We start from the raw sequence: 19,305 nt of genomic DNA, 5'->3' as shown, positions 1-19,305 counted from the left end.
AGCTGTATGGCAGACAGTGACAACCGCCGGGACGGACCAGTCCCGATTTCGGAGGAGACCGTTCTCGAAGCGAGCGGCATGGACGCGGTCCCGGAGATGGGTATCATCGAACAGCTGTGGGAGACGGACCCGATTCCGGAATCGGAGCTTCGGGACAGCGTGTTCGATGCCGTCGAACAGCTCGAATTCGACGCGGTGCCGGACGGCGGCGAAGTCGCCGTCGGGGCGGGAAGCCGAGGTATCGCGAACATTCCAACCATCGTTAGCGCCGTCGTCGACGCGCTCGACGACCGCGGCTACGAGCCGTTCGTGTTCCCGGCGATGGGGAGTCACGGGGGTGCCACCGCCGACGGCCAACGCGAGATGCTCGAAGCGCTCGGGATAACCGAAGCGAGCCTCGGCTGTGAGATTCGAGCGACGATGGACACGGTCGTCATCGGGAAGACGCCGGACCGAGACGTCGAGGTCCACGCGGACGCGAACGCGGCGGCCGCGGACGCGATAATCCCGGTCAACCGCGTGAAACCTCACACGGACTTTCGGGGCGACGTTGAATCGGGGCTCTCGAAGATGCTCGTCATCGGGATGGGCAAACAGCGCGGTGCGAAGACGGCACACGAATGGGCCGCCGACTGGAGTTTCCGGGAGATGCTCCCCGAAATCGCGCGCCTTCACGTCGAGAACCTCCCGATTGCCGGCGGCATCGCCATCGTCGAAGACGAACACGACGACACCGCGCTCATCGAGGGCGTGCCGCCGTCGGGCTTTTTGGACCGAGAGGCGGAACTCCTCGAACTCGCCTACGAGCACCTCCCGACCATCCCGTTCGACGAGGTCGACGTGCTCGTGGTGGACCGGATGGGAAAAGACGTCTCCGGGGCGGGGATGGACACGAACGTCATCGGGCGAATCGTGTTCGGGTTCGAACCTGACCCGCCGGAGCCGGACATCACTCGGATATTCGTTCGCGGATTGACGCCGGCCTCCCACGGTAACGGCACGGGTCTCGGGTCGGCGGATTTCGTCCACGCGCACCTCTTCGAGGAGCTGAACTGGAGCGATACGCTGGTCAACGTTCTCACCGCGAGCACCCCGCGGGCCGCCCAGATTCCGCCGGCCGTCGAAACCGACCGGACCGGCCTTATCGCCTCACTCTCGACTATCGGCGTCAAAGCCCTCGAAGCGCCGCGCGTCGTCCGCATCCGCGATACGATGCGTCTCGGTCGCGTCGCCGCTTCGGCACCGCTCATCGAGGAGGCGCGCGACCGCGACGACCTGCGCGTCGTCGAAGAGCCCGCACCCGTGGAGTTCGAAGACGGCCAGTTCGTCGAAGACGTCCTCGAACCGAGCGACCACTGACGGAGTCGAAGACGAGAAACACTGATAACACTCGAACGAAACCGTGTGGTATGGAGCCATCACTCATCCTACCGCCGGAGCGCGACGAACGCTGGGACCTCGCGAAACAGGTCGGCGTCGAGACCGCCGTCGTCCACACCCTCGAAATCGGCGACGGGTCGCGCCCGTGGCAGTACGACGAACTGCTCGCGTTGACTCGGGAGTTTCGTGACTACGGCCTCGACGTCGGGGTTATCGAAGGCTGTGTTCCGATCTCCGACGACACCCGACTCGGTCGGGACGGCCGCACCGAAGAGATCGAGCGATTCAAGCAGTACCTCCGACACCTCGGTTCGCTCGACGTGCCCGTCGTCGCCTACGACTGGATGGCGGGCGAGCGGTGGGCGCGGACCTCGACGGCGCTTCCCGCTCGCGGTGGGTCGCTGACGACGGCGTACAGTGACGAGTTCATGGAGGGCGCGTCCGAACAAGACATCGCCCCCGTACGTGCGGACGAGCTGTGGGACGCGCTCGAACATTTCCTCAACGAGGTCGTCCCAGTCGCCGAGGGAGCGGGTGTGAAACTCGCCTTGCACCCCGACGACCCGCCGATTGAGAACCTCCGCGGAGTCGACCGAATCATCACGTCGCCGGAGCACTACGAGCGCGTGATGGAGATGTACGACAGCGAGCACAACGGAATCACCTTCTGTCAGGGCAACTTCGCCGCGATGGGCGCGGACATCCCGGAGACGATTCGACGCTTCGGCGACCGAATCAACTTCGTGCATTTCCGCGACGTCGAGGGAACGAACGGGCGGTTCGTCGAGACGTGGCACGACGAGGGGCCGACAGACATGCGCGCCTGCGTCCAGGCGTACCGCGACATCGGCTTCGACGGGCCGGTTCGACCCGACCACGTCCCGACGATGGCCGGCGAGGAGAACTCGAACCCGGGGTACATGACGCTCGGGCGACTGTACGCGACGGGGTATCTGAAAGGTCTGTTGGAGGCGGTCGAGTAACGGCCGGACACTCGCGGCGTGACCGCTCTGCTCTCGACCGATGTACCGCCACCAGAGACGGCGTCGGCCCCGAAACGGGCGCGTAAAGCGAGATACCGAGTGCCAGCACGCCGAACTCAGTTCCGGCTTCGGTCAGGCGATTCGATTGTCGGGGTCCGCACCGCCGATGAGGCTCTCTATCCCCTCTGCAATCATGCGGGGACCGTTCGTCACGGCGTCGCGAGTCGACCCCGCGGTGTGTGGCGAGAGGACGACGTTCTCCATTTCGAGGAACGGGTGGTTCTCCGGGAGGGGTTCGGTCTCGAAGACGTCGAGCGCCGCCCCCGCAATCGACCCCGTACGCAACGCGTCGACGAGCGCCGCTTCGTCGACGAGCCCTCCACGGGCGGAGTTGACGAGTATCGCGGACTGGTCCATCCGGGCCAACTCGTCTTCGCCGAGCAGTTCCCGCGTCTCCTCGGTCAACCGCGCGTGCAGTGTCACGGCATCTGCGCGTTCGAGCAAGCCGTCGAGCGTCGCGCGTTCGACACCGGCGTCGTCGAACGTCGCCTCGTCCTGATAGGGGTCGTACGCGAGGAGTTCGGGGCCGAACCCCGAGAGCCGTCGGGCGACCTGTTGGCCGATGTTTCCGAAGCCGACGATACCGATGGTCATCGCCTCGATGTCACGGGGTAACCTGTCCGGGTCGAACTCTTGGCTCCACTCGCCGGCGTGGAGCGCCCTCGTGTGGTGTGGAATCTCTCGGACCGTCGCGAGCAGGAGGCTGACGGCGTAGTCGGAGACCGCGTTCTTGTTCCGTCCGGGCGCGTGGAGGACGGCGACGTCGTTCGTCTCGGCCGTCTCGATATCGACGTTCTCGACGCCTCCCCGAGCGGCCCCGACGACTTGCAACGAGTCGCCCGCGTCGATTACTGACGCGGAGACGGGGGCTTTGTGAACGACGAGCGCGTCCACGCCGTCGAGGTGCTCCTCGATTATCGACGTGTCGTAGGCGGACGGCCCTCGCGACTCCATCTCCATCGTGACCTCGCGGAACCGTTCCGCGGAGACGTCGCCTTTCCAATCGATGCGGGAAAACGACACGCCTTCGGATTCGAGGAACGACGCCGCCTCGTACATGTACTCGCTCGGCTGTTGTGGGTCTCCACAGAGGAGCACGGTCTCAATTGTCATTCGTCTGGGTCTCCCGCTCAATCGACGTTAATTTTTCCCACGTGGCGGCGGTCCCGTCGGCGGCCAGTCGGTATGCGTCGTGGACCGCCCGGTACGCGTCGGTGTGCGCCGGCGTCGGGTCGTGTCGACGTTCGACCCCGACGACGTGTTCGACGGCGGATTCGACGTCGTCGTACAGGCCGACCGCGAGACCGGCGCAGATGGCGACACCTCTGGCACCCGCTTCTTGACCCGTCGGGACGACGACCCGTTCACCGAGAACGTCGGCGAACATCTGGGACCACACCGCGCTCTTTGCGCCGCCCCCGCCGAGACGGACGGTGGTGAGTCCGTCTTCGGACGCGAGTTCCAGCAATCTATCGCTCAACGAGAGGGCAACGCCTTCGTATATCGACCGTAACATCTCGCCCCGGTCGTGTTCGATTGTCAGACCGACGAACGCGCCACGCTCGTTCGGGTCGTCGGTCGACCCCTGCAGGTTCGGGAGGAACACCAGCCCGTTCGAGCCGATGGGGACTTCCGCTACCGCCTCGTTCAGCCTGGCGTAGAACGCGGCGTCGGACGTCGCCTCGTCGTGCCAATCGCGACAGCACTCTCGGGTAAACCAGTCGACTGCGGCCGCGGCAGACCTACTCCCGCGATACCGGAGCCACGCGTCTCCAAGGTACCGCCGACTCAGCCCTCCGCCGTCGGCGCTGTTCGGCTCGGCGGAGACGTAGATACTCTGTCCCCAGGTGCCGACGATGAGCGACCCCTGCCCCGGTCGGAACGCGCCCGACCCGAGTGCGACAGCGCCGACGTCGTGAAGTCCGGACGCGACGGGCGTGCCGGCTTCGAGGCCGGTCTCGTCGGCCGCCGCCGCCGTCACCTCGCCACAGACCGCCGTGCTTCGAACGACGGGTGGCAGTGCGTCAGCGCAGTCGCCGAGTCCGAGTGTGTCGAACAGCTCCGACGAGTACGCCTCGTTTTCGATGTCGTAGAAGACGCTCGCCTCCATCTGGTCCGTACAGACGACGTCTGTGAGCCGGTATTTGAGGTAGTCCTTGCAGAACAGGAGTTGGTCGATAGCGTCGTAGACCTCCGGTTCCGCCCGGCGCATCCACCCGAGGATACTCAACGGGTCGGCGACGAAGGGGTCGTACCCCGTAATCGCGCGAACAGCGTCCGAGCGGCCGCTTTCGTCCCACGACTCGACGACGTCGCTCGCACGGCTATCCAACGACGTGATACCGTCTCTGACCGGCTGTCCGCGGTCGTCGAGCGCGTACAGTCCGTGTCCGTGGCCGGCGACGCCGACTCCGGCGACGGCACTCGCCTCGACGGTGGAATCCCCGAGGACCGCGCGAATCGTCTCGCACGTCACGTCCCAGAACGTCGAGAGGTCGCGCTCGACGCGGCCAGCACGCGGGCGCTCGTTCGGGGTCGGTCGAACCGCAACTGCCCGCTCTCTCCCGTCGGTATCGAACACCGCGGCTTTGACGTTCGTCAACCCCGCGTCGACTCCGAGGAGGAGTGGGTCGTCAGTCGTCGTCATGTATCACACGTACAGGCTCTCGCCGGCACTCCCGGAGAGCGTGGCGACCTCCGCCATCACGTCGGCGATTCGGTCCTGAACCTCCCGGCAGACCCGGTGGGGCGTGAACTCGCGTTTGTTCGGCGACCACTCCGCGTCGCCGAAGAACCCCTGTCGGTCGTCGTCGACGCCTTCGGGGGGGAGGATACTCGACTCGTGCTCCCGATAGAACTCACAGGCCGTTCTGGCGAACTCGTACTGGTATCTGGTGTTCTTGTTCAGTTTACACACCCCGGTCGAGAGGAGGTCCCCGACCTGACTATCGGACAGCCCGGACGACCCGTGGACGACAAGCGGCGTCTCGAGGCCGTGGTCCGCCAGCGCCTGCCCCACGTCGCGTGCGATGTCGGGGCGGAGTTCGAGGTCGCGCCCCTTCGAAACGCCGTGTTCCGTTCCGATGGAGATTGCGAGGAGGTCGACACCCGTCCTGTCGACGAACTCGACGGCCTGTTCAGGGTCGGTGTAGTAGGCTTCGGTGGTCTCGACGCCGCCTTCGAGACCTTTTATCATGCCGAGTTCGGCTTCGACGAGCATGTCCTGTTCGCGGTTTCGAACCATTTCGACCACGTCGCGGGTGCGTGAGACGTTCTCCTCGAACGGTTCGTGCGAAGCGTCGACCATCAGCGAGGAGGGACCCCCGGAAGCGATGCACGATTCGAGGAACGCGCGGTCGTCTGCGGGAACGTGGTCGACGTTGAGAAACACGCCGACGTCGGCGTCTTCGCCGAGTTTCTCGACGTGCGTCGCTAGGATATCTAACCCTGTGACAGGGTCGCCGTTCCCGGCGAACGCGGCGGTGTCACGTTTCACCTGAACGACGAGGTCGGAATCGACGCGCTCTGCGCCGCGGACGAGTCCGGTCAGGATGTTCGTCTCCGTGATGTTGCTCGCGACGAACCCGTATCCGCTCGTTCGCGCCCGGTCGTAGACCATGGATAGCTCCGACCCGCGTGAATATGGCATTGGTTGTCATTCACAGAGTGCGCTGAAATACGTGTCGGATACCGTTCGAACGTCCCGGCGGTCACCGCGCCCGAATCGATTGGCGACCGCCTGTTCAGCGATGGTAAACACGGCGGCGATATTCCCGCGTCACCGCGTCACATCGCGTTCCGTCGCAGTCGGTCGATTTGCCCCGGTCGGTCGGTTTCCATTACGAAGGTAGTGTTGTAATTCAAACGATGCTCAATCCGCAAGCGTCCGTGCGATGATATCGAACGCGGGGCTGAGCGAAGGTTATTTCTCCGACATTTTTGTCGGTTTCTCCGGTAGTTTTGCTGAAAAACGCGGGGCGAGAGCGTGGTATCGCGTCGCTTCGAACTCCATCCGTCTCGGTCGTGGGGGCGGACTGTCCGGTGATAGGAAACGGAACTCGCGGGACGGAGTGAGTCGAGGTCGAGAACGGTACGGGGGTTCGGTCGGGGAGACGCTCCCGAACCACCCGTTCGTCAGACAGCCGTGACCGTGTTTTCGAGGACGCCGATGTCGTCGATTTCGATGCTGACGTGGTCACCCGGTTTCAGAGTGAACCCCTCTTCGGGGACGAGTGCCGTCCCCGTCAACAAGACCACCATCTCCGGGACAGCGTTGTGTCGGGTGAAGTACGAGACGAGTTCGTCGCACGACTTCACCATCTCGGACGTCGACGTCGACTCCTCGTAGAGGACGGCCCCGTCGCGTTCGATGCTCATCGACATTTCGAGTTCGTGCGGGTCGCTCACCGATTCGGTGGACGCAACACACGGTCCGATAGCACAACAGCGGTCGTATATCTTCGCCTGCGGCAGGTACAGCGGGTTCTCGCCCTCGATGGAACGACTGCTCACGTCGTTACCGACAGTGTATCCGACTATCTCACCCCGATAGAGGACCACCGCGAGTTCGGGTTCTGGGACGTCCCACGTGGAGTCGCCCCGGACGCCCACCGCCTCGTGCGGACCGACCGTCCTGCTCTCTGTCGCCTTGAAGAAGATTTCAGGACGCTCCCCGTCGTAGACGTCGAGGTAGAGGTCGGGCGTCCCGCTTTCGGCTTCTCGTGCCTGCTCGCTGATGTGGTACGTGACGCCCGTAGCCCACACCTCGTCGGGAACCACCGGACGCTCGATTCGCTCGTCGACATACGCAGAAGAGAGTCGCTCCGCGTCGTCGAGGAGTCCCTCAGCGACGTCGTCGATAGTCCGCCCAGTGATGTGTGCCGCCCGAGCGAGGTCACAGAAGGTCTCGACGCTGGCGTTCGCGCTGGTGAGGTCGTAGTAGGCGTTGTCGCCCTCGGACACAGCGAGTGCTGAACGCTCTGTCCCCGCGAGTGCGTGGTATCGCATGAAACAACGGAACGGTCACTACTACATAATTGTTATCAAGGGTCGAGAATCCTTGCCACGAGTGGATACGGGCCCCCCACTCACGACGGATTCGGTCGGGACGAACGGAAGGAAGAGACGGGAGTTGCGGCGGTGTCGCAAGCAGGCAGGCGATTACTGGCTGATAGTCTGATGACCCGCTTCTTCCTCCCGTACGTCGTACTATATATCACCACACCACATGAATCTTTGGGCCGCCCCCGACTTCTCGGTCAGTCGGAGCGGACGGTGTGTTCCAGCGTCCGAATGCCCTCGATATCGATTTCGACACGGTCGCCGTCGGAGAGCGGACCGACGCCTTCGGGGGTCCCCGTGGAGATAACGTCCCCCGGTTCGAGCGTCATATACGTCGTAATCTCCGCGACGAGCTCTGGAACCGTGAAGATGAAGTCGGCCCGCGAGGAGTCCTGTCTCGTCTCCCCGTTGACTCTGAGTTCGATGCTCGCGTCTGCGGGGACCTCGTCGGGCGTCGAGACGACGGGTCCGAGCGGTGCGCTGTTGTCGAACGCCTTGCCGCGAATCCAGTTCTGTTCGACCTCTTGGTCGTCTCGGTTCGAGATGTCGTTCAGACACGTGAAGCCGGCAATCACGTCCATCGCGTCGTCCGGTTCGACGTTCCGACACTGCTCTCCGATGACGACGCCCAGTTCGGCTTCGTAATCGACGCGTTCTTTCCCGGCAGGGAGGGAGACCGTGTCTCCGTGCGACGCGAGCGCGTTCGGCGGCTTGAGAAACAGCAGGGGCCGCTCTGGGATGTCCATCCCCGTCTCCTCGGCGTGTTTTTCGTAGTTCAGCCCGACACAGACGATTTTACTTGGCTCACACGGCGGGAGGACGTCGACCGTTGCCGGGTCGAACGTTTCGCCACCGAACGAGATTCCGTCGTCGGTCCATTCGCCAGTTCTGACACTCCCCGCTGGGTCGCGAAATCTAACTCGATGCACGTCTGACGGAGACACGCGCACCCGGCAAAACGGTTTCGCCTTCGACAACTTCGGGCGCGAGCACCTAGCGATGACGAACAGACATACGACAATCGTGAACAACAATTATTATGGATGACTGTCAACAGGAGGCTAGAATGGGAACGAACATGGCAAACACGATCGGGGCGTTGGGCACCTCGCTCGAGATTCTCGAAGCGCTGAAAGAGCGAGGGTCAGCGGGCGTCACGGAGTTAGCCACCGACCTCGACCTACCGAAAAGTACGGTCTACAGTCACCTTCGGACGCTTCGAGAACACGGATACGTCGTCCAGCACGACGAGCGATACTGCATCGGCCTCAAATTCCTCAGTTTGGGCGAGCACACCCGAGACCGGATGCCCCTGTACGAGGTGGCAAAGCCCGAAGTGAAGGGACTCGCCGAACAGACCGGAGAGCTCGCGAACCTGCTCGTCGAAGAGCACGGCGAGGGTGTCTACCTCTTCCGCTCGAAGGGCGAACAGGCCGTCTCACTCGACACGCACGCCGGCATGCGTGTAAAACTTCACTGCACGTCGCTCGGGAAGGCGATTCTCGCGTACCTCCCCGAGGAGCGAGTCGACAACATCGTCGAGCGCTGGGGTCTCCCTGCACAGACGGCGACGACCATCACCTCGCGTGAGGCGCTCGAAGAAGAGCTCGCGGCGGTTCGCGAACGGGGATACGCCTACGACAAGGGGGAACGCCTCTCTGGGCTTCGGTGTATCGCGGCGCCCATCAAGAACCCCGACGGCCACGCTATCGGCGCGGTGAGCGTCTCTGGCCCGACGAGTCGGATGAAGGGAGAGCGGTTCGAATCTGAAATCCCAGAACAGGTCATGAGCGCCGCGAACGTCATCGAACTCAACCTGACGTACTCATAGCGGTCTGCACGCCGACAGGCGTGTCTCCCCGAACGTCACACGACAGCCCTTCGTTTGCCCTCCCGTCCGGCCGCCGCCGCTCTCCGGTTCTCTCTCGCAATCCCGTTCGACCGTCGAACTCGCCCGAGCCGCCGCGCCGGGCGGCCGGTCGATGGCGTCGGCGTCCACGACGCAACCGCGGCGACACCGCAGAGCCGTTCACATAGACGGGCCGACGCGGGTGATTGCGAATTCTGTCAAGCCGTGTTCTTCGGCGAGACACGCCGTTCCGTTCGCCACGTCGACCAGTCGCTCCAGTACGTCGTCGGGGTCAGCACGCCGCGCAGAGAGGCTGATGTCGTTCGGGAGCGCCGCCGCGGTCCCCGGGTCGCCGGTCATCTTGACGACCGGGACGAGGGGGTGACCGGAGAGGATTCCGTCGCCGGTGACGTGAACGACGACGTTCGCCCCCGCCGCGGCGAGCGCAGTCGTCGCCTCGGCGAACCGAGACGGGGCGTCGACGGCGGCGAGGCCCGTCGAGAGGGTCGCACGCTCACCGTACGGGAGTACCTCTGAGACGGTGTTTTCCCCCCACGCTCGCGTGACGTCCTCGAACGGGCGGTCACGCGCGAACTGGCCGACACGGGTCGCCCGCGCCGGGTGTCCCTCGTGTCTATCGAGGAGGGCGTCCATCGCCTCGCGCGCCTCGTCCGTTGCGGCCCTGCGCGCCTCGTCCGGGTTGGCGACCAGCCGCTCGTTGCCGGCGGCGACCACGCGACCCCCGGCGTCGACGATTTCGTCGGCGACGCGGCCGACGAGCGGGTCGGCCGACTCTATCGTGGACGCGTCGAGGTCGCTCGAAACGACGCCGAGCGTCAGGTCACTGAGGTCGGCGACCGTCTGCGACGTGTGCCGTGACCGGACGAGTTCGGTCGCGGCTTCGACGCCTCGTTCGATACACTCGTCGGTCCCGCCGACACCCTGAATGGACAGTTCTCGGACGGCGACGTCGCGCGATTCGAGCGCGGTCGCCACCTCTGCGCTCTGGACTTCCTCACACCCGAGTCCGACCACGACCGCGCCGGCGACGTTCGGGTTCTGCGCCATCGAGAGGAACGTCCGCCGAGTCTGCTCGTTGTCGGCTCCGAGCTGGGCACAGCCGTGGTCGTGCGGGGTCGCCACGGCGTCGTCAACGCGCGCGGCGATTCGTTCGGCGACGAAATGTGAACAGATGACCGACGGGAGGACCAAGACGTTGTCACGGACGCCGACCGTTCCGTCCGCTCGCGGCGTCCCCTCGAACGTTCGGCCCGAAGTACTCGGGGTGCTCATGCGGACTCACCCCTCGCGGCCGCCCGGTCACCGCGGCCGCGCGTACTCTCGCAGTTATGGGTATGGACCCACTCGCCGACCTCGATTGCCTGCGTCGCCGTTCCGATAACCTCGCCGTATTTTCGGATTTCACCGCCCGAGTCCACCGGTTCGAGCGCGACCTTGTGCCCGAACGGGACGTCCTCCACGAGGACGACGGTTCGGCCATCGGCGTCGATTTCGGTGCCCGATTCGAGGTCGTCGACTGTCGTTCCCACGTTGTCGGACGCACTCAGTCGAAGGAGCGCGTCGTCCAAGACGCGGCCCTTCATCCCTTCACCTCCGTGGTCAGCTCCTCGGGTTGAATCTCGTTTATCGCGAACTCCTCCAACCGGCGGTGTTCGGCCTCCGTGCGGCGGCCGTTCGCCACCTCGACGAGCGTCTCGAAGACGCGGGCACCGACCGAGTCTATCGACTCGCCGTCGAAGACCGTCCCCGCGTTCACGTCGATGTTGTTCGACATCCGGTCCCACGTCTTGGGGTTTCCAGTCACCTTGATGACGGGCGCGAGCGGGTTTCCGGTCGTACTCCCTCGACCGGTGGTGAACGCGACGACCTGCGCCCCGCCAGCGACCTTCCCGACGACGCTCTCGACGTCGTACCCCGGCGTGTCCATGAGGACGAGTCCGCCGTTTGTCGGCAGTTCGTCGCCGTAGTCGACGATACCGCGAATCGGCGTCGTCCCGCCCTTCGAGATGGCTCCGAGGCTCTTTTCTTCGATAGTGGTGAGTCCGCCCTCCTGATTTCCGGGCGTCGGCTGTGCACCGCGGAGGTCGACGCCCATCAACTCGGCCATCCCCTCGCGCGCCTCGACGCGTTCCAGGATACGCTCCCGCGTCTCCCCGGAGACGCATCGGTCGGCGAGGATGTGTTCCGCGCCGATGAACTCCGGCGTCTCGCTGAACGAGGCGGTCCCGCCCGCCTCGACGAGGCGGTCGCACGCGGCACCGACGGCGGGATTGGCGGCGATTCCGCTCGTCGCGTCGCTCCCGCCGCATTCGACCCCGAAGACGAGTTCGGAGACGTCGGCGTCTTCGCGCCTCGCGCGGTCCGCTTCCGATTTCAGTCGACCGAGGCGCTCCGCACCTTCCGAAAGCGCGTTCGCGGTTCCGCCCGTCTCCCTGATTGTGAGCGTCTCTGTCGCCTTCCCCGTGGTTGCGATGTCGTCCGCAACCGTCTCGGCGTCGATGTCTTCGGTCCCGAGTTCGACGACGAGCGCGGCCCCGACGTTCGGGTTTCGACCGGTTCCGACGAGGACGCGCTCAGTCTGTCGTCGTGCCGGGTCGGGTTGGCTCGTTCCGAGTTGGTGCGGCGTCGCCCGCGCCCACGCCCCCGCCTCGTCTGCGACCGCGGAAGCGACCGAAGACGCCGCGACTGACGTTGGAATGACGGCGACGTGATTTCGGACACCAACTCGGCCGTTCGACCGTCGGTATCCTTCGAACGAATGTCCCATGTTCACAGTTCATGGCAAGTACCGTGTTAGTCTTTTCGCCGAAGGGGGTGGGATTTTAGTAGTCGCACCTTCGTCTCCTCATATATGCTTCCGTCCGGACTCGTCATCGCAGACGACCTCACCGGGGCGACGGACACGGGCCACGAGTTCGCCGCTCGCGGACTCCGAACGCTCGTCTCGGCGTCGACTGTGCCGTCGGAGAACCCCCGCGCCGAGACGGACGTCCGGGTCGTCGATACGGACAGCCGATACGCCGACCCGTCGAGCGCGGCGGCGGCAGTCCTCGACGTCGTCGCCGCCGGCGACCACTCGTTCGTCTACAAGAAAGTCGATTCGACGCTCAGGGGGAACCTCGTGGGAGAGACCGACGCCGTACTCGACGCGACGGCGGCCGACCTCGCGGTCGTCGCACCCGCCTCCCCGAGAAACGGGCGGACGACCGTCGAGGGCTACCATCTCGTCGACGGTACTCCGGTCGCGGAGACCGCCGCCGGCAACGACCCGGACAAACCCGTCGAGACGTCGCACCTCCCCACGCGGTACTCCGCGTCGTCCTACCCCGTCTCTCGGTTGCCGGTGAACCGCGTGGCAACGGGACCGTCGGCCGTCGCGGACGCGTTGCGGGAACAGGCCCGGACGGGCCGCGGCATCGTCGTCGCCGACGCGTCGCACGAGCGGCATCTCGAAGCCATCGCGGACGGCGCGGCACGTTCGGGGCTGAGCGTCGTCTACGTCGGCAGTGCGGGGCTCGCGCGATACGTCGAGACGCCGCCCCCTCGCGGTGCCGGACCGGCGTCGGTTCCCACGCGAGACCGAACGGTCCTCTGTGTCGTCGGGAGCACGAACCCGGCGACGCTCGATCAACTCGACGCGCTCCCAGCGGAGTCGGTCGTCTCGCTGGACCTTGGGGGTGCCGTCGAGAACCCGGCCAGTGCGAGTGCCGACGCCGCCGCGGCCTGTTCGGAACGCCTCGCGGACCGCGACGCCGCGGTGTTGGTCTCAGCGCCTGACGAAGCCGCCCCGCGCCGCGCGCTCGACGCGGGTCGACGCCTCGGCATCGACGACCAGACGGTCCGCGCTCGGGTGGCCGAGACGCTGGGTTCGACCGTCGAACGGCTCTGGGCCGGGGGGTCCCCGACCCCGGAGTCGATGTTCGTGACCGGCGGTGCGGTGGCCGCCGACGTCTTCGAATCGTTGGACGCGGACGGCGTGGTCCTCTCGGGGACGGCCGTCGAAGAGGGGATTCCGCTCGGCCGTCTGTCGGGTGGAGCCGCCGACGGCGTCCCGGTCGTGACGAAGGCCGGCGCGTTCGGCACCCCCGGGGCAATACGTAAGTGCATCGCCCGTTTGGGTGGGGACGATGAGTACGAGTAACCCCCTGATTGCCGTGACGATGGGCGACCCCGCGGGTATCGGTTCGGAAGTCGCCGTCAAAGCGTTCCCATCCGTGACGGAGTTCGCGCGCGTGGTGGTCGTCGGCGACCTCGGCGTGATGCGACGCGCGAGAGACGCCTGCGACGCGGACTTCGACGTGCGCGCGGTCGACTCCGTCGACGCCGTCGACGACGACCCGACCGCGCTGTCGGTCCTCGATTGCGACAACGTGGGCGACCTCGTCCACGGCGAACTCCGCGAGGAGTACGGTGCCGCGAGTCTCGCGTACGTCGAACGCGCCATCGACCTCGCGGTCGAAGGGGAGATAGACGCAATCGCCACGGCCCCCATCAACAAGCAGGCGACACGGATGGCGGGCAGTGAACACGCGGGCCATACCGGACTCCTCGCCGCGCGGACCGACACGGAGAACTACTCGATGATGCTCATCGAAGACGACCTGCGCGTGACCCACGTCAGCACACACGTCCCACTCCGCGAGGCGTGCGAACTCGTGACGACGGAGAACGTCCTCGAAACCGTCCGCGTGACCGACGACGCGCTCCGGCAACTCGGTATCGAATCACCCCGCGTCGCCGTCGCCGGGTTGAACCCGCACGCCGGCGACGGCGGCCTCCTCGGCGACGAGGACGACGACGAAATCGCGCCCGCGGTCGAGCGTGCCGGCGCGGACGGCATCGACGCGACCGGACCGATAAGCCCCGACACCGTCTACGTCCGCGCCGCCCGAGGCGAGTTCGACTGCGTCGTCTCGATGTATCACGACCAGGGCCACATCCCGTTGAAGATGCTCGGCTTCGACGCGGCGGGCGGCGTCAGCGGCGTCAATATGACTATCGGATTGCCCATTGTCCGAACCAGCGTGGACCACGGAACCGCCTTCGACATCGCCGGCGAGGGAGTCGCCAGCGAGACGAGCATGGTCGATGCGATTCGGGTGGCCGCCGACGTCGCCCGTCATCGGTGATGTCGACGGTGACCGCGACGACCCCCACCGAACCCGACTGACCGACGCTCACCACGACGTGATTTCGACGTCGCGAAGTGGCCGTTCGAGGGGGACGCTCACCTGCCCGCCCGTGAACTCGGAGACGTACAGCGCGACGATAATCTCCAACGACCGCGTCGCCTCCTCGCCCGTCGAGGGATTCTCCGCGTCGCCGCGGAGCATCGCTTCGATGTGTCTCGCCGCGTTCGGGAACGCGTTGCGGTAATCCTCGTCCCAGGTCCACGCACCGTCGATACCGGGGAGGTCAGTCTCGACGTGCTCTCCGTCTTCGAGCCGCCAGTAGCGCCACTCGCCGTCGTCGTTGTTCATGTAGAGTTTGCCCTCGGTGCCGATGAAGCTCAGCGTCATCGAGGAGACGTCGCGCGGGATGGTACAGTCGACGGTGACGAACGTCCCGTCGTCCATGACGACGAACCCCCCACCGCCAGCGTCGTCGACGTCGGCCGTCGCGTCGAGCGATTCGACGGCCTCGTTCTCCCCGTTGATGTAGCCGGAGACCCGGTCGGCGCGGGCGTCGAGGAGGTAGACGAGCGTGTCGAGGAGGTGTGTGGAGTTCCGCATGAGTTCCATACGGAACTGTGTCGCCACCGAGCGAACATCGCCGAGAAGCCCGTCTTCGACGAGGAGTTCGCGTAGGCGGCGCAGTTTGTCGGTGAACCGAAACGAGTGGTTCACGACGAGTTCGGTGGCCGTCTCGTCGCAGACCGCGACCATCTCCTCCGCGTCGGAGACGGCCGAGGCAATCGGTTTCTCGCACCAGATGACGTCCGGGTCGGCCGCCGAGCGGGCCGCGTCGATGACGTGGTCGGCGTGGAGGTACGAGGGCGTGCAGACCGAGACGACGTCGAGGTCTTCGTTCGCCAGCATGGCTTCGTGACCGATGTACCGCCCCGCTTCGGGGATGTCCCACGCCTCGCCGAAGCGATTGAGCTTCGTCTCGTCGACGTCGGCCACCGCGACGAGTTCGATGTCCTCGGTCTCGTCGTACCCTCCGGCGTGGCTCGCGCGCACTTTCGCCTTCCCGATTTGCGACTCGTCGTGCATCCCGAGGATTCCCATACCAGCGATACCTCCGGTTCCGATGATTCCAGCCCTGTAGGTCATGATTACTCGTAGCGGTGGACACTGCCGGTCGCGTTCGCTTCGACGTACTCCCAGTCGTAGTCGACGCCGAGGCCCGGACCGTCCGGGACGGGAACGGTCCCGCGTTCGTCGATGGTATCGAACATATCCGAGTAGTCACCGCGGTAGACCGGGGGTTGGGTGTTGTTCGCGAGCGGGTGGACGAGCGCGAGTTCGTAGTAGTTCGCGTTCCGGGCCGCCGCCATGCACTGTCTCTGTGCGGGGCCGGGGGCGTGGAACTCCACGTCGAGGCCGAAGCCTTCGGCGACGCGGACGATTTTCATCGCGCCGGTGATACCACCGTCGTACTCGGGGTCCGCGCGGACGAAGTCGGTCGCCCCGCTGGCGACGAAGTCCGTGTGCGGTTCGAGCCCGCGGACGTGCTCGGTCTGGAGCAACGGGGTGTCGATGAGTTCGCGGAGCTTCTGGTGGCCGTGCTGGGAGATGCCGCCGTCCCGATAGGGGTCTTCGAGCCAGAGGTAGTCGTACTCGTCGCACGCCCGTCCGACCTTCAACGCGTCGGCGAACGTCGCCAGTTCGCACGCGGGGTCGACCATCAGGTCCATCTCGTCGCCGACGCGTTCGCCCACCGCTCGGACCGTCTCGACCTCTCGGCGCACGTCTCTCGCGTCGTCGCCACCCCCCCAGCCGTGAATCTTGAACCCGGGGAACCCGGCGTCGCGACACTCCTCGGCGAAGTCTGCGTATGCCTCGGGGGAGTCGAGACCGCCCGCCTCGTCGCCGTGATACGTCGACGCGTACGCGGGGAGGCGGGTTCGATACGTCCCGAGGAGTTCGTGGATTGGCGCGTCGTAGTACTTCCCGGCGAAGTCCCACAGCGCGATGTCGACCGGGCCGATTCCCATCCGGTCGTACTTCCGGAGCGCCCGCTTAATCTCGCTCCAGTGTCGCTCCCGTTCGAGGGGGTTCTTCCCGACCAGATAGTCCGCGAACGTGTTGATTTGCGCCGCGCCCGGCGAGTTCCCACCGATGTACTCACCGGTGATTCCCTCGTCGGTGTGAATCTGTAACGCGAACAGTTTTCGCTCGGTCGTCTCACCGGGGTCGTAGACGAGATTGAATCCGTGCCCGTCCGTCCCGACGTCGTCGAGCGTGTAACTGAACTCTGTCGACTCGATTCTCGTGATAGTCGGTGCCATACGTCGGCTCACACAGGGGTCCCTAATAAATGCTCTCACGCCGCCGGCACCCGGTCTCCCGGAATCCCCGTGCGTCCGCCCCGTGAAACCCGACTCTCGACACCCGTTTACTATCGTCGCATAGAGTCGCGATTCGGTCTTATGAGGCGGTTATACGCGCATTGCGTGGTGTTCCAAAATTACAATTACAAGAGTATGGGTGTAATTGGTAGGAACATGATAATCCTCGAGACAGTGGCCGCTCTCGATGAACGATTGTACATGTGTCGCGAGTTTATAATTATAGTTAATAGATGGACGGCGGACAAACCTACCGAACGTACACATATTCTCTCCCAGTAATCGGAAGGTCGACGCCAGCCTCTCTCGTTCGCCCACAATTCGAACGTTCACTATCGATAAACGACATTGAGCGGACGGACGAAGTCGGTCCTGTGATGTCGAACCCAAATCTCGTTCGAACGCGCTCACTGCGACCCTCCGGGGACTATCCAGCAGAGACGTGCGGCGGTTTTCGCCGGACTGCGGTCTGGCCGAATCAACGGCGTTCGATTCGACAGGCGGCCGCCGTTCGATACTGTCGCACGACTGTCGTGGCACAAAGACTGGGTCGAGGGTGACTACGAGATGCCCGTGGTTCGTCGACCGCGTCTTCTCGGGGGACCACGGGCGGTGGGGGCGTCGTCACGACTCGCCGCTCGGTCACTCAGCAGTCGAGGTGGCGTCCGGAGAACAGAACATAGATTTATGTACTGTGGTACGTTGCGGCACACTATGGCTCACAATACGAACGCGGAGACGGGCGACTGGCTCGCCCGCGACGAGGCGGCGCGAGCGTACGTCGTCGGGGCGACCCGTGCGGTCGAGTCCCTCCTCGCTTCGACCTACGGCCCACGAGGGTCCACCTCTCTCGTGCAGACGGTCGACGGGCAACAGGTGCCCGAGACCGTCGTGACGGCCGACGCAGGCCGACTCCTCGACGCGATTGAACGTGGTGACGGGTTCGTTCACCCGATTGCCGCGCTGTTCGTCGACGGACTCGACTCCGTCCGACGCGGACTCCGCGACGGGACCACGACCGCCGCACTCCTCGCCGCTGGACTCCTCGCGGAAGGTGCTCGACTCGCCGAGTCGGGCCTGCACGAAGGCACGCTGACGGTCGGATACGCGATGGCGGCGAACCGAGCGGGCGAGGTACTCGACGACCTCGCGCGCCCGATTACCGCGACCGACCGCGACCGCCTTCGCGAGGTCGCCGAGACGGCGATGACGACCGACCTCTCGTCGTCCCGTCGGGACGCGTACGCAGACGTCGTCTCGACGGCGGTCGCCGAGCTCGCGGGGTCGACGGAGGACCAGTGGTTCGACACCGACGACATCAGCGTGCGAACGCGCGCGGGTGACGGGGTCACACTCGTTCGCGGCCACGTCATTCGGCGACGACCGGGTGCCCACGAGACGAGCGAGAAGAGTCGGCTCTCGTTCGACTGGACGCCGTCCGTCGACGGTGTGCTGGCGGACGCTCGAATCGCCGTCCTCGAACGCGACATCGATGTCGAAGGGACGGCGACCAGTTTCGGAAACGGCGAGGGCGCGACCGTCTCGCTCGGCTCGGCAGGGGCGGTGACGGCCTACACCGCGGCACACACCAACGCGATAGACGACGTGGCGGCGAGCGTCGCCGACCTCGGCGTCGACGTGCTCGTCGTGCGCGCCGAACTCGACGACGCGGTCAAGAACGCGCTCGAATCGCGGGGCGTCGCGGTCGTCGACCGCGCGCAGTACCCGAAATCGGATATCCACCGCGTCGCCCGTGCGACGGGCGCGCAAGTCGTCGGCCACGTCTCCGACCTCGACGCCTCAAAGCTCGGACGAGCGGGGCGGGTGACCGAGCGACGCGTCGGTGACGAGAAGTGGACGACCATCGGGCAGTGCGAGGGGCCGGTGTTCACCGTCATCGTCGGAACGCCCACCGAACAGGCGCGGACGACTCACGAGCGACTCGTCGAAGACGCCGTCGAGACGACGGCGATTGCGGCGATGGACGGACAGGTCCTCCCGGGTGCGGGCGCGGCGCCGCTCGCGGTCGCTCGGGACCTTCGACGGTTCGCCGGCGGCGTCCAGGGGAAAGAACAACTCGCAATCGAGGCGTTCGCCGACGTGTGCGAATCGCTCGTGCAGACGCTCGCTCGTAACGCCGGCTACGACCCGCTCGAAGCTCTCGCCGCCGTCCGAACCGCGCACGCTGACGCGGCGACCGACCCGGCACCGGTCGGCCTCGACGCCACGCGCGGTGAGCCGGCGGACGCGTGGGAACTCGGCGTCGTCGAACCGCGCCGAGTCTTCTCACAGGCGCTCGACAGCGCCGTAGCGACGTCGGAACAGCTCTCGACCATCGACGCCGTCGTCTCGCCCGGTATCGATCTAGACGAACTCGACCCACAGATAGAACACGACTAACCCGAACGCGATTTTCACCGCGCCGCAGAACGAACACA

Annotated in this window: 16 protein-coding genes; 6 read left to right on the top strand and 10 right to left on the bottom strand. The window is 65.5% G+C overall.

Going from position 1 to position 19,305, the window contains the following annotated elements; all coding sequences use genetic code 11:
* Positions 1 to 6 precede the first annotated feature (6 nt).
* Together ACFQI8_RS15010 and ACFQI8_RS15005 are read left to right on the top strand one after the other, a co-directional pair.
* A complete protein-coding gene (locus tag ACFQI8_RS15010; RefSeq protein ID WP_390246167.1) occupies positions 7 to 1,359 on the top strand; it encodes a nickel pincer cofactor-dependent isomerase, group 22 in 1,353 nt (450 codons plus the stop codon).
* A 50-nt stretch (positions 1,360 to 1,409) separates the two neighbouring features.
* Positions 1,410 to 2,363 carry a mannonate dehydratase gene (locus ACFQI8_RS15005; protein ID WP_390246165.1) on the top strand — a complete coding sequence of 318 codons (954 nt, stop codon included), beginning with the start codon at positions 1,410 to 1,412 and terminating at the stop codon, positions 2,361 to 2,363.
* Positions 2,364 to 2,495: 132 nt separating this feature from the next.
* On the opposite strand, the gene ACFQI8_RS15000 is transcribed toward ACFQI8_RS15005, so the two are convergent.
* The 5 genes from ACFQI8_RS15000 to ACFQI8_RS14980 form a co-directional block, all read right to left on the bottom strand.
* On the bottom strand, positions 2,496 to 3,536 hold the full coding sequence (locus ACFQI8_RS15000) for a 2-hydroxyacid dehydrogenase (protein WP_390246163.1): 1,041 nt from the start codon (positions 3,534 to 3,536) through the stop codon (positions 2,496 to 2,498).
* Positions 3,526 to 5,070, bottom strand: coding sequence for an FGGY-family carbohydrate kinase (locus ACFQI8_RS14995; RefSeq protein ID WP_390246161.1), 1,545 nt, complete (start codon positions 5,068 to 5,070; stop codon positions 3,526 to 3,528). The genes ACFQI8_RS15000 and ACFQI8_RS14995 overlap by 11 nt, the downstream gene beginning before the upstream one ends.
* Positions 5,071 to 5,073: 3 nt before the next feature.
* The gene (gene fba, locus ACFQI8_RS14990) at positions 5,074 to 6,072 is read right to left on the bottom strand and encodes a class II fructose-bisphosphate aldolase (RefSeq protein ID WP_390246159.1); all 999 of its coding nucleotides are present in this window, start codon (positions 6,070 to 6,072) and stop codon (positions 5,074 to 5,076) included.
* Between the two features lie 485 nt (positions 6,073 to 6,557).
* The gene (locus ACFQI8_RS14985) at positions 6,558 to 7,430 is read right to left on the bottom strand and encodes a fumarylacetoacetate hydrolase family protein (protein WP_390246157.1); all 873 of its coding nucleotides are present in this window, start codon (positions 7,428 to 7,430) and stop codon (positions 6,558 to 6,560) included.
* A gap of 251 nt (positions 7,431 to 7,681) precedes the next feature.
* Entirely contained in the window at positions 7,682 to 8,413 is a 732-nt protein-coding gene (locus tag ACFQI8_RS14980; protein ID WP_390246155.1) for a fumarylacetoacetate hydrolase family protein, read from the bottom strand.
* A gap of 137 nt (positions 8,414 to 8,550) precedes the next feature.
* On the opposite strand from ACFQI8_RS14980, the gene ACFQI8_RS14975 reads away from it, so the two are divergent.
* Positions 8,551 to 9,315, top strand: coding sequence for an IclR family transcriptional regulator (locus ACFQI8_RS14975; protein WP_390246153.1), 765 nt, complete (start codon positions 8,551 to 8,553; stop codon positions 9,313 to 9,315).
* Positions 9,316 to 9,513: 198 nt separating this feature from the next.
* Here the strand turns inward: ACFQI8_RS14975 and ACFQI8_RS14970 are convergent, their stop codons facing one another.
* The 3 genes from ACFQI8_RS14970 to ACFQI8_RS14960 are packed head-to-tail and all read right to left on the bottom strand — an operon-like array spanning position 9,514 to position 12,121.
* Positions 9,514 to 10,626 (bottom strand): UxaA family hydrolase, encoded by a 1,113-nt coding sequence (locus ACFQI8_RS14970; RefSeq protein ID WP_390246151.1) that lies wholly within the window; start codon positions 10,624 to 10,626, stop codon positions 9,514 to 9,516.
* The gene (locus ACFQI8_RS14965; protein ID WP_390246149.1) at positions 10,623 to 10,937 is read right to left on the bottom strand and encodes a UxaA family hydrolase; all 315 of its coding nucleotides are present in this window, start codon (positions 10,935 to 10,937) and stop codon (positions 10,623 to 10,625) included. The genes ACFQI8_RS14970 and ACFQI8_RS14965 overlap by 4 nt, the downstream gene beginning before the upstream one ends.
* Entirely contained in the window at positions 10,934 to 12,121 is a 1,188-nt protein-coding gene (locus ACFQI8_RS14960; protein ID WP_390246147.1) for a UxaA family hydrolase, read from the bottom strand. Before ACFQI8_RS14960 ends, ACFQI8_RS14965 begins: the two co-directional genes overlap by 4 nt.
* Before the next feature lie 84 nt (positions 12,122 to 12,205).
* On the opposite strand from ACFQI8_RS14960, the gene ACFQI8_RS14955 reads away from it, so the two are divergent.
* A complete protein-coding gene (locus ACFQI8_RS14955) occupies positions 12,206 to 13,495 on the top strand; it encodes a four-carbon acid sugar kinase family protein (RefSeq protein WP_390246145.1) in 1,290 nt (429 codons plus the stop codon).
* Positions 13,482 to 14,483 (top strand): 4-hydroxythreonine-4-phosphate dehydrogenase PdxA, encoded by a 1,002-nt coding sequence (gene pdxA / locus ACFQI8_RS14950; RefSeq protein ID WP_390246143.1) that lies wholly within the window; start codon positions 13,482 to 13,484, stop codon positions 14,481 to 14,483. The genes ACFQI8_RS14955 and pdxA overlap by 14 nt, the downstream gene beginning before the upstream one ends.
* A gap of 48 nt (positions 14,484 to 14,531) precedes the next feature.
* Here pdxA and ACFQI8_RS14945 read toward each other — a convergent pair whose 3' ends face one another.
* Together ACFQI8_RS14945 and ACFQI8_RS14940 are read right to left on the bottom strand one after the other, a co-directional pair.
* Positions 14,532 to 15,629 carry a Gfo/Idh/MocA family protein gene (locus ACFQI8_RS14945; RefSeq protein WP_390246141.1) on the bottom strand — a complete coding sequence of 366 codons (1,098 nt, stop codon included), beginning with the start codon at positions 15,627 to 15,629 and terminating at the stop codon, positions 14,532 to 14,534.
* Positions 15,630 to 15,631: 2 nt separating this feature from the next.
* Entirely contained in the window at positions 15,632 to 16,807 is a 1,176-nt protein-coding gene (locus tag ACFQI8_RS14940; RefSeq protein WP_390246139.1) for an enolase C-terminal domain-like protein, read from the bottom strand.
* Between the two features lie 774 nt (positions 16,808 to 17,581).
* Here ACFQI8_RS14940 and ACFQI8_RS14935 point away from each other — a divergent pair.
* Entirely contained in the window at positions 17,582 to 19,267 is a 1,686-nt protein-coding gene (locus ACFQI8_RS14935) for a TCP-1/cpn60 chaperonin family protein (protein ID WP_390246137.1), read from the top strand.
* The last annotated feature ends 38 nt before the right edge of the window (positions 19,268 to 19,305 follow it).

The sequence above is a fragment of the Haloferax chudinovii genome (assembly GCF_042663345.1).
Classification (GTDB): domain Archaea; phylum Halobacteriota; class Halobacteria; order Halobacteriales; family Haloferacaceae; genus Haloferax; species Haloferax chudinovii.
Note: the sequence above shows the minus strand (reverse complement) of the source record. Positions and strands in the feature narration are given on the sequence as shown.

Bases quoted from the DNA above. Each gene is read 5' to 3' on its own strand.
- ACFQI8_RS15010 (WP_390246167.1), top strand. From the start codon at position 7: ATGGCAGACAGTGACAACCGCCGGGACGGACCAGTCCCGATTTCGGAG.
- ACFQI8_RS15005 (WP_390246165.1), top strand. From the start codon at position 1,410: ATGGAGCCATCACTCATCCTACCGCCGGAGCGCGACGAACGCTGGGAC.
- ACFQI8_RS15000 (WP_390246163.1), bottom strand. From the start codon at position 3,536: ATGACAATTGAGACCGTGCTCCTCTGTGGAGACCCACAACAGCCGAGC.
- ACFQI8_RS14995 (WP_390246161.1), bottom strand. From the start codon at position 5,070: ATGACGACGACTGACGACCCACTCCTCCTCGGAGTCGACGCGGGGTTG.
- fba (WP_390246159.1), bottom strand. From the start codon at position 6,072: ATGCCATATTCACGCGGGTCGGAGCTATCCATGGTCTACGACCGGGCG.
- ACFQI8_RS14985 (WP_390246157.1), bottom strand. From the start codon at position 7,430: ATGCGATACCACGCACTCGCGGGGACAGAGCGTTCAGCACTCGCTGTG.
- ACFQI8_RS14975 (WP_390246153.1), top strand. From the start codon at position 8,551: ATGGGAACGAACATGGCAAACACGATCGGGGCGTTGGGCACCTCGCTC.
- ACFQI8_RS14970 (WP_390246151.1), bottom strand. From the start codon at position 10,626: ATGAGCACCCCGAGTACTTCGGGCCGAACGTTCGAGGGGACGCCGCGA.
- ACFQI8_RS14965 (WP_390246149.1), bottom strand. From the start codon at position 10,937: ATGAAGGGCCGCGTCTTGGACGACGCGCTCCTTCGACTGAGTGCGTCC.
- ACFQI8_RS14960 (WP_390246147.1), bottom strand. From the start codon at position 12,121: ATGGGACATTCGTTCGAAGGATACCGACGGTCGAACGGCCGAGTTGGT.
- ACFQI8_RS14955 (WP_390246145.1), top strand. From the start codon at position 12,206: ATGCTTCCGTCCGGACTCGTCATCGCAGACGACCTCACCGGGGCGACG.
- pdxA (WP_390246143.1), top strand. From the start codon at position 13,482: ATGAGTACGAGTAACCCCCTGATTGCCGTGACGATGGGCGACCCCGCG.
- ACFQI8_RS14945 (WP_390246141.1), bottom strand. From the start codon at position 15,629: ATGACCTACAGGGCTGGAATCATCGGAACCGGAGGTATCGCTGGTATG.
- ACFQI8_RS14940 (WP_390246139.1), bottom strand. From the start codon at position 16,807: ATGGCACCGACTATCACGAGAATCGAGTCGACAGAGTTCAGTTACACG.
- ACFQI8_RS14935 (WP_390246137.1), top strand. From the start codon at position 17,582: ATGGCTCACAATACGAACGCGGAGACGGGCGACTGGCTCGCCCGCGAC.